This window comes from Ruegeria sp. AF7 (genome assembly GCF_056541885.1).
This window is the reverse complement of sequence record NZ_JBQFYX010000002.1, coordinates 405,610-422,949: the sequence shown is the minus strand read 5'-3', so window position 1 is coordinate 422,949 and position 17,340 is coordinate 405,610. Positions and strand designations below refer to the sequence as shown.

Sequence of the window (17,340 nt, the reverse complement as noted above, 5' to 3'; positions counted from 1 at the left end):
CAAACCCATAGAGCATCCTGTCAAATGACAATGCCGTACCTACCGGCACTGATAAAATTAGAAATAACAGAATGTATACTGGCCCTCTGAACTTTCCCTTTTTTAGACGTATGTGAGCCGCCATCCAGATCAGAAAGAAGGGTATTGCACGTGCGATGCTAAAAAAGGTAGCGCTTCCCAATTCAACCCCCAAAGCCCGAGCGCAACCAACGGGTCAGATAAATCACCGGCCAGCGCAGCACGGACATGCCCATTGCCAGCACCAGCAGCCCGATCCAGGGGCCGTTTTCATAGGTGACATAGCCGACGATTGGAATGCCCACGATGATCAGGATATAGGCGCGCGTCCAGTGGTTGTCTGTGCTGGGGATCAGCGCAAGAACGTTGGCGGCAATGCCCCACAGGGCTGCCAGAGCGATAGACCATGTCATTCTGCGACCTCGCGCCCTGCCCATTTGCGCCAGTAATACCGGATGGGGTTGCGGAACATCGACACGAACCCTGCAAATGCCGCGACCGACCAGAACCAGCCGTGGACATACCCAAGCCACACGATAAGCATTGGTGCGCAGACCAACAGGACAAACCCCGGCGGGAATTGCAGCCGCATCGGCAACATTGCCACAATGGTGGCGCAGATCACCCAAAGCGCTGCAAAGATCATCGAATAGTCCATTCGCCCCTCCGAGGACACGCGACTGTTGCGGTCAGAGTATCACACCTTTAAGTTGTGCGACAAAACAAATGACGCGTCAAACAGCTTGTTTTCTTTGCAATCTCTCGGGCAGGCCATTGGCCCAGGCGCTGATCGTACCGGCGCCGAGGCAGACGACCATATCGCCGGGACGGGCCTGTTCGCGGACGAGGCGTTCAAGGTCGTCTTCATCCAGCAGCGCGCGGGCGTGGCGGTGGCCGTGACGGATCAGGCCCTGCACCAGATCGTCGCGTGACGCACCTTCGACCGGGTCTTCGCCAGCGGCAAAAACCTCGGCAATGGCCACGACATCGGCGTCGTTGAAACAGGTGCAGAAATCGTCAAACAGGTTGGACAGGCGCGAATAGCGGTGCGGCTGATGCACGGCGATCACGCGGCCTTCGGTCGCCTGACGGGCGGCCTTGAGAACGGCGGCGATTTCGACCGGGTGGTGGCCGTAATCGTCGATGATGGTGACACCGTCGATTTCTCCGACCTTTGTAAAGCGACGGTTGACGCCGCCGAAATTGGCCAGCGCGTCGCGGATTTCCGCAGCTTTCATACCCAGATGACGGGCGACGGCAGCGGCGGACAGCGCGTTTGAGACGTTGTGATCGCCGGGCATCGGCAGGGTGCAGCCTTCGATCATCTTGTCTTCGTATTGCAGATGGATGTCGAAATGCGCCACGCCACCTTTGTAGGTCAGGTTCACAGCCCGCACATCCGCCTGCGCGTTGAACCCATAGGTTCGCACACGGCGGTCGGTGATGCGGCCGACAAGGGCCTGAACCTCGGCATGATCGGTGCAGCAGACGGCCAGACCGTAGAATGGCAGGTTCGAGACGAATTCGTAAAAGCCGTCGCGCAGCCTGTCGAAATCACCCCAATGCTCCATATGCTCGGGGTCGATATTGGTAACAATGGCGATGGTTGCGGGCAGCCGGTTAAAGGAACCGTCGCTTTCGTCGGCTTCGACCACCATCCATTCGCCCTGCCCCATCCGAGCGTTCGATCCATAGGCGTGGATGATGCCGCCATTGATCACGGTCGGATCGAAATCGCCTGCCACCATCAGTTCGGCCATCATGGTCGTCGTGGTGGTCTTGCCGTGCGTTCCGGCAATGGCAATGTTCGAGCGCAGGCGCATCAGTTCGGCCAGCATGTCGGCGCGGCGGACAACCGGCAGACCTTGGGCGCGGGCTTGGTCCAGCTCCGGGTTGCCCGGTTTGATCGCAGTCGAGACGACCACGACGGCCGCGTTTTCAAGGTTTTCGGCGCGCTGGCCGACGAAAATCTCGGCCCCCAAACTGGCCAGACGGTCAGTGATCTTCGAGGCTTTCAGATCGGAGCCCTGCACCTGATACCCCAGGTTCAGCAGCACCTCGGCGATGCCCGACATACCAATCCCGCCGATGCCCACGAAGTGGATCGGCCCTACGTCCTGCGGCAGTTTGGTTGCTGGGTTCATGTGGTCTCCTTCTGCGCCAGCTGCTCGACCAGAGCGACCAGACGCTGGGTGGCATCGGGCGCCCCGACCGACAGAGCGCCATGGGCCATTTTCTGTGCGGCTTCGGGGTTCGTAAGAACCGTGGTGATTTGCTGTGTCAGCGTGGGAACGTCAAGCGCATTTTCCGGGATCATGATGGCCCCGCCGGCCTGCACCAGCCCGCGCGCGTTGGCGGTCTGATGATCCCCGGCGGCAGCAGCAAACGGAATCAGGATCGAAGGGCGACCGATGACCGAGATATCGGCCACGCTGGACGCGCCCGAGCGCGAGATCACCAGCTGCGCATCCGACATGCGGCGGGGAATGTCATCGAAGAAGGGCTGAACGTCGGCGCGGATACCATGGTCTTGGTAGAATGCGCTGACCCGTTCGCCATCTTCATCCCGCGCCTGATGCGAGACACGGATATGCGCGCGAAGGTCTTGGGGCAGCGCGGCAATCGCACCGGGCACTATATCGCTGAGGATGCGCGCGCCCTGCGAGCCACCCATCACCAGAACCGACATCGGATAGTCACCCGGCGGGATATACCCGGCGGCGGCACGGTCCAGGACCGCGGCACGCACCGGGTTGCCGGTGTGAATGCCATGCGCGCCTTCGGGCAGATCCGTCGGCCAGACGCCGCAGGCCACCTGCGCAACGCGGGTTGCAAACAGCTGGTTCACGCGGCCCAGTACCCCGTTCTGTTCATGGATCATCCGCGGTATTTTCAGCAGGGTCGCGGCGCCCAGCGCCGGGATCGACGGATAACCGCCAAAGCCCACGACAACATCGGGTTTGTCGCGCATCATCTGGAAGATCATGCTGGTGACACCACCAGCGATAATCGGGCCAACCATCGCCTTTGCCGCCAGGCCGCCACGGGCGAAGGTGGCCGAGGACGCCTCGACAATTTCAGTCGAATGGGGAAAGCCACCGGTATAGCGCGCACCGCGCGGGTCGGTGGACAGGCGCACGCGCCAGCCCTTGTGCAGCATCGCCTCGGCCAGCGCCTGAGCGGGAAACATATGGCCCCCGGTGCCGCCAGCCGCAATCAACAGGTAAGGGTTCCCCATTATCCTCGTCCGCGCAGAATATCGCCTAGTTCGCCCTGTGGGCGGGTTCGGGTGAAGGCCAGCAGCATGCCAACGGCAATACCGCCAGCAATCAGGGACGAGCCGCCATAGCTGACGAACGGCAAAGTCATGCCCTTGGCGGGCAGCAGACGTACCGCAACACCCATGTTGATCATCGCCTGAACGCCAAACATGCAGGCCAGACCGGTACCGGCCAGACGAATGAACATGTCGCGTTCGCGCATCAGCCGCAGCAGCGAGCGCACGACGATCAGCGCGTATAGCGCAATGATGATCATGACAAGGATCAGGCCGTATTCCTCGGCCGCGACGGCGATGATGAAATCGGTATGGGCATCGGGCAGCGACCATTTCACCTGCCCCTCCCCCACGCCGACGCCGAACAAGCCGCCCTCGCGGATGGCATTGGTGGCATAGCCCAGCTGGGTGGTCGGATCGACCTCTTGATTCAGAAAGCCGTCGATGCGGCGGGCAAAGTGTTCAGAATTCGAATAGGCCAGCATCCCGCCCAGAACGACAACACCGGCCATGCCCAGCAACAGCAGCATCGGGGCCCCGGCCACGAAATACATAACGCCCCAGCCGAACAGGATCAGGCAGGCCTGACCGAAATCGGGTTGCATCACCAGCATGGCCACGATGGCCATGCAGAGCGCAAAGGACCACAACCGCCCCGGAGGGCCGTTGATTTCCTGTGAGGCCGCCAGCAGCCAAGCGGCCACGACGACAAAGCCGGGTTTCAGAAACTCGGACGGTTGCAGCGAGGCAAAGCCCAGCGAATACCAACGCACCGCACCCTTGCCGAAATCCGTTCCGAACACCGGCAGGAAGACCAGAGCGACGAAGGCCCCCAGAAAACCAAGAACGGCCAGACGCCGCACCAAGGTTGGAGACATCATCGAGGTCAGCAGCATCGCGATCAGCGCCAATCCGCCGAACAAGGCCTGACGCTCGACATAATGGAAGGGGTCGAACCCGTTGCGACCGGCCAGTGGCGGCGAAGAGGCCAGCCCCAGCAACAGCCCGATGGTAAACAGGATCAGAACGCAGGACATCGTCCAGCGATCGATAGTACGCCACCACTTCGGTAGAATCGGTTCTCCGCGCTGGTCCTGGACCGCGCCATACACCATCTCAGTCATGAGATACCGCCACTCTCTGCCTCGTTAACGCCCCGTTCTCGGGGTCTGGCTACGAGTCTACATGCAATTTGGCGATCAGGCCAGCCTGTTCGCGGGCAAATCGGGATTTCCCGCGCAAGACCCGCGCCGCAGACCCAGACCGCCTGTCAACCGTGTTGCGACGGCCACCGGGCGGGAGGCGGCGGGCTGTCAGACTTTGGTCAGCAGCAGCGGCACATCCAGCAGCCCCGCCACACCGAACAGTTCGGCCCTGGGGGGAGGCGTGTAACCGTTGATCGCGTCAGCTTGCAGGGTTCCTGCGGCAGAGGACCAATACCAGTGGGTGTTGTCGAAACGCGTTGCAGATGTTTCGAGGTTCTTGAAGATGGCTTTGATCTGCACCCCATTGAGAACATTGGGCGACTTTCGTTGCATCATCGCGATTGCCCCGGCAACGAGGGCCGAAGCCCCCGAAGTGCCGCCGAATTCGGTATACAGACCGGCGGGATCGTCCACGGCCTTTTTTCGGGTTTCGACAGCCGCGGCAAGGCTGCCTTCGACATAACCCCGGGGGCCCGGCACGTCCAACGTCACCAACCGTTGAGGTGCAAAATCGACAATCGGGATCGCGTCACCACTGCCATCGCGTTTGAGGTGATGTTTGGGAAGAGCGGCCCGATCCTCCAGATGGAAATCAGTGGCCGAGGCCGCGTCCCGGTCCAGACGTATTTGATAGCGGTTGTAAATCTCACCGTCATCCGAGGGGGCGGACACGGTCAGATCAGCAGAATAGTTCGAATACCCGGACCGGTAGCCATTATAGTTGACGGCCCCCACGGAAATGATCCCGTTGGCTGGATCACCGGACAGGCTGGCGGGGTAAATCAATTCACTTCGACCGTCATTGCCAGCCGCGCAGACCACCGGAATTTTCGTGCTGACCCATTCGACGACCTTGTGGAGCGTCGACCACGCCACTGAAATATCGCGCGCGTCACCGTCGGGTTCATCGCGCATCGTCTCGTGCAGGCGCGTCTTTTCGTGCCTGTCCAGACCCGGATAGAACGCTTCGGTAACAGTGGCAGGACGGTCATCATACCCGGGCCAATGGTCCGGGTTCGCTATGTCGCGCGGAAACAGGATGACATGAACATCCTTTTCATGAGCATATAGAAACGCCGCAATCAACTCTTCCGGGCTGGGTGAGATCGACGTCGTGATCGGAATAATCCTGCTTTTGGGATCAACCCCATAATATGCCGCGATATTGCCGGTATTGCCGAATTGATCCGCCGCAAAGCTGGTTCCGCAGGCCAGCCCGGCACAGCTGGTGCCGTGCCCGGCATAGCGATCATCATAAGCATCGATGTAACGCTTGACACCGAACCCCGATCTCAATCCGGCAATCACCCGCTGTTCCTGCGACGTCAGGCCCGGAATGCCCAAGGGGTTCTGAATGCCCGACAGATGTTGCACATGTTCTTCGATATGTTCTGCCCCTGCCCCAACGGCCGACCGGTCGATGTATTTGACACCGAACGGGTGGCTGGCCAGATCAAGGGCTTCGTCCCGAATGACCCTGTCCGCCGGAACCGGTCCGGTGTCCGGCGCTTTCAGGTTTGGGTGATGCGGGGCCACGCCCATGTCGATCAAGGCGATCTTCGCCTCGGCCAGAGCAGGGCCTGTGAAATCCCAGATCGCGCTGTCAATTTCCGGGCAGGTCTCTCCGTCAGCGGGCGGGGGCGCCTTGACGGTCAAGGCTTTGATCGCGACCAGGTGCCAGAGATAGTAATATCGTGCGTAGTCTTCGTTTCCTGCGGTCATTTCGTCACCTCGCGTTGATCCTTAACCCAGCCATTCGTCTTGTGCTTCGTCCATCAGTTCGTCCAGAACCTCGGTCAGGTAAGCCACGGTTTTTCTGGCCAGACTTCGCCCGGCGGCTGTGTCGCTTGGGTAGTGCAGACCAGCCCATTCGCGGTTTTCAGCAATCCGCTGGGCGCGGTGGAACAAAGCGACAGTGCCCGGATGTTCAGGGATCAGCCGCGAGAACAGTTCGGCAATTGCGAAGGATTGGTAGGAATGGTTCGAGGGGTAAGCCGCATGAAAAGGCACCGGGATAAAGGGCCGGATCAGCGGCTGGATGATATTGGGTCTGGGCCGACTGAAGCGGTTCTTGTAGGTCAGGCCAATCTCATTCGTCAGTTCCAGCAGGATCGTCATCAGCGCACGTGTCGCATCAAAGCCACCCTGCTCGTCAATGCCCAGCGGGCTGAGATAGTCATCAATACCAAAGCCAGCCTGCGCCACGATTTCCTCGCGCCGTGTCGCCTGATTTGACCATTTGAGCCGACCTTGCAGGATCAGCAGGTATTCGGTTTCCTTCATGCTTTCGTCAGGGCCCGGGGGCGGCAGAAGGTCGATGTTTTCCCAGACCTTGCCCAGCAGACCGGATGCGGGCAGCATTCCGATCCGGCACAGATCGCGCATCTCGCGCCAGCCGAAGGAGGCATCACTACCGCCAAAGTCAAAATCGCTGCGGTTCCGGTTGCGATTGCGATTTCTGTTTCGGTTGCGGTTTCTGTTGCGATTGCGGTTTCTGTTGCGATTCCTGTTTCGATTCAAAGCAAACGCCGAAGATGCGCTCATCGCGATTGAGGCCGCGCCGAGGGCAGAACGTTTCCCGATCTCATCGTCTTTTGCATCTTTTACGCGGCTGTCGGATCTGAAGGGATCAATGAACTCTTCGTTCTCCATGAAATCAGTAAGGTCGCGCAGTTTCCTATTATCCACCAAATCGGGATTCAGTTCATGGATAACATTGAGGTATTCAATAAAGGTTTTCCGCTGCGCGTCGTAAATGAAGTTGTCCAGCGCTGATCGGTTCTCTCCCGATGTGGTGCTGAGGCCTCTGGAGTTTCTGGCAAGGTTCATCAATCTGATTACTTTGCACGAGATCAGCTCACCACGTCGGACCATCATGCCAAAACCGTTGAGCGTGGAAACGTAAGACATAAGTAAACCCCCTACTTTTACCCCTACTTCAAGCGTGTTGCGGCAATCCGATCCTGGACAGGCCGCTTTCCATCAGTTGCGCGCTGAACCGTGTTGGCACCGGGAACCGGTCCTGCTGGATGCAGGCCAGCGACATGTCCGGTTCCAGATTGGTCAGCCGCTGCAAGGCGAACTCGCCTCGCTGCTGGTCACCTGCGTGCCCGTAAGCCGCAGCCAGATAGCGCATGACGGTCTTGAACTGCGGTTGAACCTCCATCACGGATTCGCCGAACCTGATGGATTTCTCGAACTCGCCATTGACCAGCGCGGCGACACATCCTGCCCCGTCAAACAGATGCCGGTACGGGCTGTGCCGTCCGATAAGCCGTGCCTTCTGCGCAGCTTCCACTGCCAACGCCGGACGATCCGTGTAGCAATAGAGCATGGCGGCGGAATCCCAGCTCATCGCACGATACGGGCTGAGCTCGAGCGCACGGTCGACAAGATCCTGCGCCACCGAAAACTCTCGAAACACGTAGGAATGCACGTGGGCGACAAGGCCCAGAACAGTGCCGTTATCCGGGTCAGCCTCGACAGCGCGGCGGGCCAGATCGCGCGCCTGCGCTTCCAGTGTAGCATCCCAGGTTCCGTACCGTTCGCCGACCTTGAATGTTGTGACATAAGCCAGCCACGCAAGGTAGACCGGCTTGGGATCAAGCTCGTAAGCCGCCAGAATATCCGCCTCGAGCTGGTCCAGCCCCGGCCCGGTCATCGTCAGCAGGTGATGCACGGCGGCAACGGCGGTTTTCGCCGCGTGATGGGAGGCCGGGTCGCGCATGTGACGCCCGTTCAGCAAAGCCGTCAGCAAAGCGTCGGTGGCATAGCTGATGAACGATGTCAGACCCGAGCAGTTTTGCCCCAGAAAGTCACCCTGATCGGCCACCACATTCTGGCTCCAGATCACTTTTCTGTCTTCTGACCGCATTGCGGTGGCGGACACTTGTAACATGCTGCCACAGGTCGAAGCGCGACACTGAAGGAAAAGATCAGGCCCAGCCGACAGTGGTTCCTTTGGAAGCGCGACCTGCGGCACCCGGTAATCCTGAACCTCGAGCGCTTCGGTTTCGGTAAGGGATTTGGACAGCTGTTCCGCAACGATGTTGGACACGAATGTCGCGGTTTCGGAACTGCCACCGACATCCGGAGACAACAGACCTATCACGAAATTCGGGCGCGGTAAGGTGTACGACAGCCGTTCGGACCGGAAGGCCGTTGGGTTGGCGGGAACAGGAACCGGCTGTTCTTTTCCGTCCTTCTCATATGGAACGTCGATTGTTGCGCGGGCCACTTTGAACAGCTCGAGCGAGGCACCGATATTCTTGAGATTGGGCCGCCCGATCGAGTTGAACAGGAAATCCTGCCGCCCGCGCAACGCATTGCGCACAACGCTTGAGACCAGAACCTCGCCGGATGAGCCGACGCTTTCGATCCGGGCCGCCGTATTCACAGCGTCACCGATGATCTGCTGGTCAACCTCGAACGTGTCGCCCAGATGTATCCCAATTCGATACCCTTTGGCGTAGCGGTCGGGGGCATGGGTCAGGACATCCTGCACCCCCAGCGCAGTTTCGACGGCGGCACGCGCACTTGGAAAGACGGCGCACAGCCCGTCACCGGTCAGGCCGGTCACCCGACCCCGAAAGCTGTTAACCAGATCGCTGACGCAGTTCAGATCGCGGCGGATTCTGGCCAGCGTTTCAAGCTCGTCCTCGCGGACGGCGGCAGAGTAATCACATGCATCAAGGAACAGGATCGCCCTGAGCCGCGCCTTGGGAAGGTCGCCTGGATTGTTCAAATTCAGATTAATACCCATGATCGTGTCTCGGAACTCTTTAACTTGTTGAAATGTGCCACCCCGAAAACAGGCAGGCTGGCACGCATCAAAGGCGTGTTGCGATTGCAAATGCAGCCGACGGGTGTGAATGGCGCTGCATTGCGCGGGACGGGCCACGGGCCTGAATGGAAATCACGAGGCATTAATCGGCCCGCTGATGAGATTTGGTTTCTAAAATGCGTTAAGTTCAAAATAATAAGGGTTATTGTATTGTTTTAGTGAACTTCCGTCGACATATTTTTATTTTTGCACATATTTTTCGGTGCAATTTGGCCAAATTACCCGGCATCTGTGGCGCTTTGTGCTTGGCGGGAAAGACGGGCTGACGCGGCAAGACTTCCCGTTAGGAGTGCGCGAGGGCTGATCCCGGTCAAGCACTTGGTATTGAACCGGCCCGATACTTTCGAACCAAGCGGGTGGCCCGACACAGTTGCGGCTAACTGGTTCCGAAAATCGATTCTCCAAAAAGTATCCGAAAGTTGTAATGCCTTCACCGTTTCTGCCAGACATGCCTGCCACCACCCTGTTCGGTGGCCCCACTTGTGGTGGGATCAAGTGCCTTGCACAACCTGAACGGTGCCGCAATTTGACCGGACTAGGGAGTGGTTTTCTGCGATCTGCACCCTTCCAATCCCGCCCCGAGACGCGCGCGCAAAATCCTGACAACCAGCCCAAACCGGCCCCCGTGCAAGGGTGTCACCGCCCGCAGGCCCCGAATTTCCGGGAATCATTCACCTGACAACTAAATCCTTTGCCTCGGGCCCGATGCGCCGGGTTTCACCCTTGTCATCGCCGAAAATCCACGCCAAGGGCGGTGCATGAGGTTCGATACGATCATATTGGGTGCCGGAGCAGCAGGCATGATGTGTGCGGTCCGTTGCGGTGGGCGGGTGCTGGTAATCGACCACGCCAAGGCGCCGGGCGAGAAAATCCGCATCTCGGGCGGAGGGCGGTGCAACTTCACCAACATGTATGCGGGGCCGGGCAACTTCCTGTCGCAAAACCCGCATTTCTGCAAATCCGCGCTGGCGCGGTTTACGCAGTGGGATTTTGTCGATCTGGTGAACCGGCACGGCATCAAATGGCATGAGAAAACGCTGGGGCAGTTGTTCTGTGATGGCTCTTCAAAGCAGATCATCCAGATGTTGCTGGACGAGATGAGCCGCGCCGGCGCGGAGCTTTGGGTGCAGACCGCGCTGCGTGATCTGCGCAAGGAGGACGCCGGATTCGCGCTGGAGGTCGAGCGTGAGGGGCAGCGCCTGCATCTGACCTGTGCCAATCTGGTGCTGGCCACGGGGGGCAAATCCATCCCCAAGATGGGCGCGACCGGGCTGGCCTATGACATTGCCCGACAGTTTGGCTTGCGGGTGACCGACACCCGTGCGGCGCTGGTGCCGTTCACCTTTTCGGATGGCCGGTTCAAGGACCTATCCGGTGTTTCCCTGCCCGTGCGGCTGTCCAATGACCGCACAAGTTTTGACGAAGCGCTGTTGTTCACCCATCGCGGCCTTAGCGGACCGTCCGTTTTGCAGCTGTCCTCTTATTGGCGCGAAGGTGAGGAGATCGGCGTGAACCTGATCCCCGAACTGCCCCTGTTCGATCTGCTGCGCGCGCAACGGCAAAACGCTGGGCGCAGGGCGCTGACAACGGAACTGGCGCGGCATCTGCCGTCCCGGTTGGTTGAATACCTGAGCCAAGTCATCCCGATGTCCGGCAATCTGGCTGATCAGTCGGACGCGAAGCTGTCTGAACTGGTCGCGGCCCTGTCAGATTGGCGGCTGGTACCGTCGGGAACCGAAGGGTATCGCACCGCCGAGGTCACACTGGGCGGAATAGATACCGATGATCTGTCGTCGAAAACGATGGAGGCCAAGGATGTCCCTGGCCTCTATGCGATTGGCGAAGCGGTGGATGTCACCGGGTGGCTGGGCGGCTACAACTTTCAATGGGCATGGTCATCAGGCCATGCCGCAGGTGTCGCCATTGCCGCCATGAATTAACCTACGACGTTGTAGCCGCGACCGCGCATGCAGTTGCGCACGATCACTTCCTGATTCTGGGTGTTGCTGATCGCACTGGCACCCACACCGACCAGAGCACCAGCGGCCGCCGCACGACCCAGATCGCTGGCGCTGTTGTCGATAATTGCCGTGGTTGCCGCAGCACCGGCCGCGCCAATGGCGGCAGCGCCCGCGGTGTTGCTATCCAGCGTCGGACGGGACCGGGCCAGCGCCTGACAATTGGCCAGATCGGACTGGTAGTTCGGGCCCACAGGCCCGTCGATGATAGGAACATAATTCGCCCCGCTATTGGCGCAGGCCCCGGCCAGCGCAACAACGGGAAGGATGGAGAGAATTTTGCGTGCAGACATTTTCCGCTTCCTCTTTATTGAACTTAAGGTGACGCAACCTCAATTCCAACAAAGTGTCAATCTGACTGAAAAATGTCCACACGTACCGGCGGGCTGTTGCAGGTGCGGTGTTAGCCCAGCCGTTTTTGCACCTGCGCTGTGAAATCGTCGCCACGCTGTTCGAAATTGTCATATTGATCGAAACTTGCCGCGGCCGGGGCCAGCAGAACGGTCTCGCCCGCCTGCGCATCCTCCATAGCCTGCGCCACTGCCGCCTCCATCGTGGTACAAACCTGTGCGTCGGACGTCAGCTGCATCGCAAAGCCAGCTGCCTCACGGCCGATGACATAGGCTTTGATCACTTGATCCGCTGCTGCGTTCAGGGCTGCGACACCGCCTTCTTTCTCAAGCCCGCCACAGATCCAGCGGATCTTTTTGAACGCCATAAGCGCTTTCAGGGCGCTGTCGACATTGGTCGCCTTGGAGTCGTTGACATAGGTTACTCCGCCCGCCTCAGCGATGATCTGGCTGCGGTGGGGCAGGCCCGGGAACGAGTGCAGCGCGTCTTCGATCACGCGCGGCGCAAGGCCCAGCGACCGGCAAGCCGCATAAGCCGCACAGGCGTTCTGGTGGTTATGGGCACCGGGAAGGCCCTTGATCGCGCGCAGGTCGATAGACCCGGCCTGCCGCCCCTTGCGGTATTCCGACAAAAACCCCTTGCGCGCAAAGACCTGCCATCCCGGCCCGGTCAGCTTTCGCGCTACCGAGATACGGATCACCCGATCATCCGCCGGCCCTTCGGCCAGCTGGCCAGCCAGAAAGGCGCCTTCGGTTTCATCGATGCCAACGATCGCGCGGTCCGGGCCGCCTTCGGCAAACAACCTTCGTTTGGCCGCGAAGTATCCGCCCATGCCACCGTGGCGATCCAGGTGATCTGGCGAAAGGTTGGTGAACACCGCCACATCCGGGGTCAGCGCACGGGCCAGTTCCGTCTGATAGCTGGAAAGTTCCAGCACCACGACCGAGCCATCGCCACCCGGATCGATATCCAAAACACCGCGCCCTATATTTCCGGCCAGCTGCGCCTCGCGCCCGGCCTCGGTCAGGATGTGATGGATCAGCGCCGCGGTGGTGGATTTCCCGTTCGAGCCGGTGACCGCGATGACCCGTGGCGGAGTGTCATAATTGCTCCATTCCGGCCCCGCAAAAGAGCGGAAGAACAGCCCGATGTCATTGTCGACCGGCACGCCTGCGTCCAGAGCTGCGGCAACCACGGGGTTGGGTTCGGGATAAAGATGCGGAATGCCCGGTGAAACGATGAGCGTGGCAATCGTGTCAAACGCCCCCTGTTTGCGCAGGTCGGCAAAGGAGAACCCTTCGCCCTCGGCGTTGGCGCGGGCTGTGGGGTTGTCATCCCAGCAGACCGGTTCCGCCCCGCCTGCGCGCAAGGCGCGTGCGGTTGCCAGACCGGACCGGCCCAATCCCAGAACCGCAACTTTTTGCCCTGAAAAGCCTTTGACCGGGATCATTCTAGCCACCTTCTTTGATTTGGATTTGGAGGCCACACTGCACTGAAGAAATTCACAATGACAAGGGGCGTGTCAGGCTTGCGCTGTGGCGCGAGCCGGGCCCAACAGGTGGCAGGAGGGCCGCAGGCCCACCGAACCTGGCGGGAGCCTTACCGCACCTTCAGCGTTGCAAGACCGATCATCGCCAGGATCAGCGAGATGATCCAGAAGCGGATGACGATTGTCGGCTCGGCCCAGCCCTTTTTCTCATAATGGTGATGGATCGGGGCCATCAGGAAGACCCGCTTGCCGGTGCGTTTGAAGTAGAGGACCTGAATGATCACGCTCAGCGCCTCGACCACGAACAGGCCGCCGACAACAGCCAGAACAAGCTCGTGCTTGGTGGCCACGGCAATAGCGCCTAGCGCGCCGCCCAGCGCCAGCGATCCGGTGTCGCCCATGAATACCGCCGCCGGGGGGGCGTTATACCATAGGAACCCGAGACCCGCGCCAAAAAGCGCTGAGGTGAAGATAAAGATCTCACCCGTGCCGGGCACGTAATGCACATCGAGATATTCGGTAAAGTCGACGCGGCCCACCGCATAGGCGATCACGCCCAGCGTCGAGGCGGCGATCATCGCTGGCATGATGGCCAGCCCGTCCAGACCGTCGGTCAGGTTTACTGCGTTGGCGGCCCCTACGATCACGACAATCGCAAACGGAATATAGAAGATGCCCAGATTGACCAGCGTGTCCTTGAATACGGGTACAGCCAGCTGGTTCTGCAACGCTTCGGGGTGGTGCAAAGTCGCCCAAAGCGATGCCAGCACGGCAATAATCACGCCCAATGCGAGGCGCATCCTGCCTGAAACCCCCTGCGTGTTCTGTTTTGAGACCTTCGCGTAGTCATCCGCGAATCCGATGGCCGCATAAGACAGGGTCACGAAAAGCACCATCCAGACATAAGGGTTATCCAGACGCGCCCAGACAAGGGTCGAGGTCACAAGAGCCCCGACAATCAGCAAACCGCCCATTGTTGGCGTGCCTGCCTTGGAAAAATGCCCCTCGGGGCCATCATTACGGATCGGCTGGCCCTTGCCCTGCTTTCTGCGCAGCACGTTGATCAGGGGTTTTCCGAAGATGAACCCAAAGATCAGTGCCGTCATGAAGGCACCGCCTGCGCGGAAGGTGATATACCGGAAGAGGTTCCAGAAATCCCCACCATCCGACAGGGCGGTCAACCAGTACAGCATGACAATACCTTTCTCACACGAGGCGCATGGGCGTGATCACCCATCAAGCGCGCCCCCTTGCCCCATTTTGCGCAGACCGTCAACAATCGAGGCCAATCCCATGCTGAGAGAGCCCTTGGCCAGCACAGTATCGCCGTCCCTGACCAGCGAAGGCAACCGTTCGGCCATCTCGGCGCTGGTTTCAGACCAGAGGCCGCGTTTCGCCGGGGGCAGAGCGTGGTGCAGTGCCCGCATCAACGGGCCGATACAATGCACCTGATCGACATGCGCCATAGCTTTGGCATCGGCCATGGCGGCGTGCATCGCCTCTTCCTGCGTGCCGAGCTCTTTCATATCGCCCAGAAAGGCGATGCGGCGTTTGCCTTGTGAGGCGGCGAGCACGTCCAGCGCGGCCTCCATCGAGGTCGGGTTGGCGTTATAGCTGTCATCCAGCAGTTCGATCTGCCCGCCGCCGGGCAGAGGAATGCTTTCCCGTACACCGCGCCCCTTGACCGGGGACCATGCACGCAGCCCCGCGATAGCGTCATCCAGATCGACACCCAGTTCCACGCAGGCAGCCAAGGCCCCCAGCGCGTTCATGGCGAAATGCGTACCGGCAGAGTTCACCGCAAAGCGGAGTACCTGATCACCAACGGCAGCTTCGACAGTCACGGTGTTCGCCCCCTGCTGAACGTCGGTCAACCGGTAATCCGTTGCGCCTTGGCCGAAATCCACGATCCCGGCCCCCTGCCCAAGTGCCGTTTGGCGCAGGATGTCCGCGTGCTCGATATCTGCGTTGACGATTGCCGCGCCACCGGGTTCGAGCCCTTCAAAGATCGCAGCTTTTTCATGGGCGATGCCAGCCACATTCTCGAAGGCTTCCAGATGCACCGCCGCCACGGTTGTAACCAGCGCCACATGCGGGCGGGCCTGCCGGGCCAGCGGGGCAATCTCGCCCGGATGATTCATGCCAATCTCGATCACCGCGAATTCAGTGTCGCGCGGCATCCGTGCAAGGGTCAGCGGAACGCCCCAGTGGTTGTTGTAACTGGCCACGCTGGCATGGGTTTTGCCTTGCGCTTCAAGGATCACGGCCAGCATTTCCTTGGTCGACGTCTTGCCGACACTGCCGGTCACCCCTACCACACGTGCATTCGTTCTGGCGCGTGCTGCCTGCCCCAAAGCCTCGAGCGCCGCCTGCACATCATCAACGATCAGCAGTGGTGCGTCTGGCGATACGTTGTCGGGAATATGCGAGACCAAAGCCGCGCCCGCGCCTTTCTCAAGCGCTTGGGCAACGAACTCATGCCCGTCCCGCGCCGCTTTCAGCGCAACAAACAGATCACCGGGTTGAAGGGTGCGCGTGTCGATGGAGACACCATCAGCGGTCCAGTCGGTCGTGACCCGTCCACCCGTTGCCTGAGCGGCCTCGGATGCTGTCCAGAGCGTCATGCGACCCTCCCGTCCAGCGCGGCGACGGAAATGCTGGCCTGTTCGGCATCATCGAAGGGCAGCACCTGATCGCCAACGACCTGCCCGGTTTCGTGGCCCTTGCCCGCAATCAGCAGTGCGTCGCCGGGTTGCAGGGCATCGATGCCGCGCAGAATGGCTTCGGCGCGGTCGCCGACCTCGGTCACGCTGACGTCGCCCGCTGCCTCGAGCGCACCTGCCATGACAGCGGCGCGTATGGCGGCGGGGTCTTCGCTGCGTGGGTTGTCGTCGGTGACGAAAACCATATCTGCGTGGTTGGCAGCTGCCTTTCCCATCAGCGGGCGTTTCGTGGCATCGCGGTCGCCGCCCGCGCCGACAATGGCGATCAAACGACCCATCACATGCGGACGCAGCGCCTTGAGAGCGGTGGCCACGGCGTCGGGGGTGTGCGCGTAATCCACAAAAACCGTCGCGCCGTTTTCGCGGGTTGCGGCCAGCTGCATACGCCCGCGCACGGTGGTCAGATGCGGCAGCGTTTCAAAAACCCGTTCGGGGCTGTCGCCCGCGGCAATCACCAGCCCGCAAGCCAGCAGGATGTTTTCGGCCTGGAACCCGCCGATCAGGTTCAGGCGGGTCTGGAAGGTCCGGCCCTGCCACGCAAATCGCAGATCCTGCCCGGTGGCATCGAACCGCTGGTTGATCAGGCACAGATCGGCGTCGCCCAACCCGACGGTCAGCACCGATTGACCGCGCGCCTCGGCGATCCGGCGGACCCGAGACCCCTTGGGATCGCTCAGATTGATGACCGCGGTGCCATCCTGCGGCAGAACCCGGTCGAACAACCCAGCCTTGGCTGCGAAATACGCTTCAAAAGTCTCGTGGTAATCCAGATGATCCTGCGTGAAGTTCGAAAACCCGGCAGCGGTCAGGTGCACGCCATCCAGGCGGCGCTGTTCGAGGCCGTGGGACGAGGCCTCCATCGCGGCGTGGGTCACGCCGTTTTCGGCGGCTTCCGCCATACAGCGATGCAGGGTGATTGGCTCGGGAGTGGTATGGGCCAGCGGTGCGGTCCATGCCCCTTCGACACCGGTTGTCCCAAGGTTGACGGCGGCATGGCCCAGTTCGGTCCAGATCTGGCGCACAAAGGTGGCAACCGAGGTTTTACCGTTGGTTCCGGTGACCGCGACAATGGTCTGCGGCATCGCGCCGAACCACAACGCGGCGGCCCCGGCCAGCGCCTGACGCGGGTCTTCGACAACCACCAGCGCCGCATCCGACGCCGCAAGTTCAGTTGTTGCGATATTCGCCCCTTCGGCATCGGTCAGGATGGCGGCGGCCCCCATGCGCAGGGCGTATTGAATGAACGTGCCGCCATGAACCCGCGTGCCGGGAAGAGCTGCAAACAGGAAACCGTCTTTCACCTCGCGGCTGTCAACGGCCAGACCGGTGATCTCGGGGTTAACCCCGCCTCGCGCGGTCAGGGCCAGTTGGCTGAGTTTCTTTGTCCTTGTGCCCATGACCCACCTCTTGCCGGAC

14 protein-coding genes are annotated in these 17,340 nt (G+C 60.5%); 1 reads left to right on the top strand and 13 read right to left on the bottom strand.

All coding sequences use genetic code 11. The features are described from left to right. Nucleotides 1-182 precede the first annotated feature (182 nt). The 8 genes from ACR0AP_RS07520 to ACR0AP_RS07485 form a co-directional block, all read right to left on the bottom strand. Nucleotides 183-431 (bottom strand): DUF2484 family protein, encoded by a 249-nt coding sequence (locus tag ACR0AP_RS07520; RefSeq protein ID WP_480506260.1) that lies wholly within the window; start codon nucleotides 429-431, stop codon nucleotides 183-185. Next, nucleotides 428-676 carry a DUF2484 family protein gene (locus ACR0AP_RS07515; RefSeq protein WP_480506259.1) on the bottom strand — a complete coding sequence of 83 codons (249 nt, stop codon included), beginning with the start codon at nucleotides 674-676 and terminating at the stop codon, nucleotides 428-430. Before ACR0AP_RS07515 ends, ACR0AP_RS07520 begins: the two co-directional genes overlap by 4 nt. 76 nt (nucleotides 677-752) lie before the next feature. Beyond that, nucleotides 753-2,162, bottom strand: a complete 1,410-nt coding sequence (gene murC, locus ACR0AP_RS07510) for a UDP-N-acetylmuramate--L-alanine ligase (RefSeq protein ID WP_480506258.1) — start codon at nucleotides 2,160-2,162, stop codon at nucleotides 753-755. Further along, nucleotides 2,159-3,256, bottom strand: a complete 1,098-nt coding sequence (locus ACR0AP_RS07505; RefSeq protein ID WP_480506257.1) for a UDP-N-acetylglucosamine--N-acetylmuramyl-(pentapeptide) pyrophosphoryl-undecaprenol N-acetylglucosamine transferase — start codon at nucleotides 3,254-3,256, stop codon at nucleotides 2,159-2,161. Before ACR0AP_RS07505 ends, murC begins: the two co-directional genes overlap by 4 nt. Further along, a complete protein-coding gene (gene ftsW, locus ACR0AP_RS07500; protein ID WP_480506256.1) occupies nucleotides 3,256-4,419 on the bottom strand; it encodes a putative lipid II flippase FtsW in 1,164 nt (387 codons plus the stop codon). The genes ACR0AP_RS07505 and ftsW overlap by 1 nt, the downstream gene beginning before the upstream one ends. A gap of 189 nt (nucleotides 4,420-4,608) precedes the next feature. Next, a complete protein-coding gene (locus ACR0AP_RS07495) occupies nucleotides 4,609-6,222 on the bottom strand; it encodes a S8 family serine peptidase (RefSeq protein ID WP_480506255.1) in 1,614 nt (537 codons plus the stop codon). 21 nt (nucleotides 6,223-6,243) lie between these two features. Continuing rightward, nucleotides 6,244-7,410, bottom strand: a complete 1,167-nt coding sequence (locus ACR0AP_RS07490; protein ID WP_480506254.1) for a phosphatase PAP2 family protein — start codon at nucleotides 7,408-7,410, stop codon at nucleotides 6,244-6,246. A 28-nt stretch (nucleotides 7,411-7,438) separates the two neighbouring features. Then, on the bottom strand, nucleotides 7,439-9,262 hold the full coding sequence (locus tag ACR0AP_RS07485) for an adenylate/guanylate cyclase domain-containing protein (RefSeq protein WP_480506253.1): 1,824 nt from the start codon (nucleotides 9,260-9,262) through the stop codon (nucleotides 7,439-7,441). Between the two features lie 839 nt (nucleotides 9,263-10,101). Here ACR0AP_RS07485 and ACR0AP_RS07480 point away from each other — a divergent pair. After that, on the top strand, nucleotides 10,102-11,283 hold the full coding sequence (locus tag ACR0AP_RS07480) for a BaiN/RdsA family NAD(P)/FAD-dependent oxidoreductase (protein ID WP_480506252.1): 1,182 nt from the start codon (nucleotides 10,102-10,104) through the stop codon (nucleotides 11,281-11,283). Here ACR0AP_RS07480 and ACR0AP_RS07475 read toward each other — a convergent pair. The 5 genes from ACR0AP_RS07475 to ACR0AP_RS07455 form a co-directional block, all read right to left on the bottom strand. Then, complete coding sequence (locus tag ACR0AP_RS07475; protein WP_480475937.1) at nucleotides 11,280-11,654, bottom strand: glycine zipper family protein; 375 nt, start codon at nucleotides 11,652-11,654, stop codon at nucleotides 11,280-11,282. The two genes, ACR0AP_RS07480 and ACR0AP_RS07475, sit on opposite strands and share 4 nt — an antisense overlap. 110 nt (nucleotides 11,655-11,764) lie before the next feature. Then, the gene (murD, locus tag ACR0AP_RS07470; RefSeq protein ID WP_480506251.1) at nucleotides 11,765-13,162 is read right to left on the bottom strand and encodes a UDP-N-acetylmuramoyl-L-alanine--D-glutamate ligase; all 1,398 of its coding nucleotides are present in this window, start codon (nucleotides 13,160-13,162) and stop codon (nucleotides 11,765-11,767) included. Nucleotides 13,163-13,311: 149 nt separating this feature from the next. Then, complete coding sequence (gene mraY / locus ACR0AP_RS07465) at nucleotides 13,312-14,394, bottom strand: phospho-N-acetylmuramoyl-pentapeptide-transferase (protein ID WP_480506250.1); 1,083 nt, start codon at nucleotides 14,392-14,394, stop codon at nucleotides 13,312-13,314. A gap of 36 nt (nucleotides 14,395-14,430) precedes the next feature. After that, nucleotides 14,431-15,825 (bottom strand): UDP-N-acetylmuramoyl-tripeptide--D-alanyl-D-alanine ligase, encoded by a 1,395-nt coding sequence (locus ACR0AP_RS07460; protein WP_480506249.1) that lies wholly within the window; start codon nucleotides 15,823-15,825, stop codon nucleotides 14,431-14,433. After that, entirely contained in the window at nucleotides 15,822-17,321 is a 1,500-nt protein-coding gene (locus ACR0AP_RS07455; RefSeq protein WP_480506248.1) for a UDP-N-acetylmuramoyl-L-alanyl-D-glutamate--2,6-diaminopimelate ligase, read from the bottom strand. Before ACR0AP_RS07455 ends, ACR0AP_RS07460 begins: the two co-directional genes overlap by 4 nt. Between the last annotated feature and the right edge of the window lie 19 nt (nucleotides 17,322-17,340).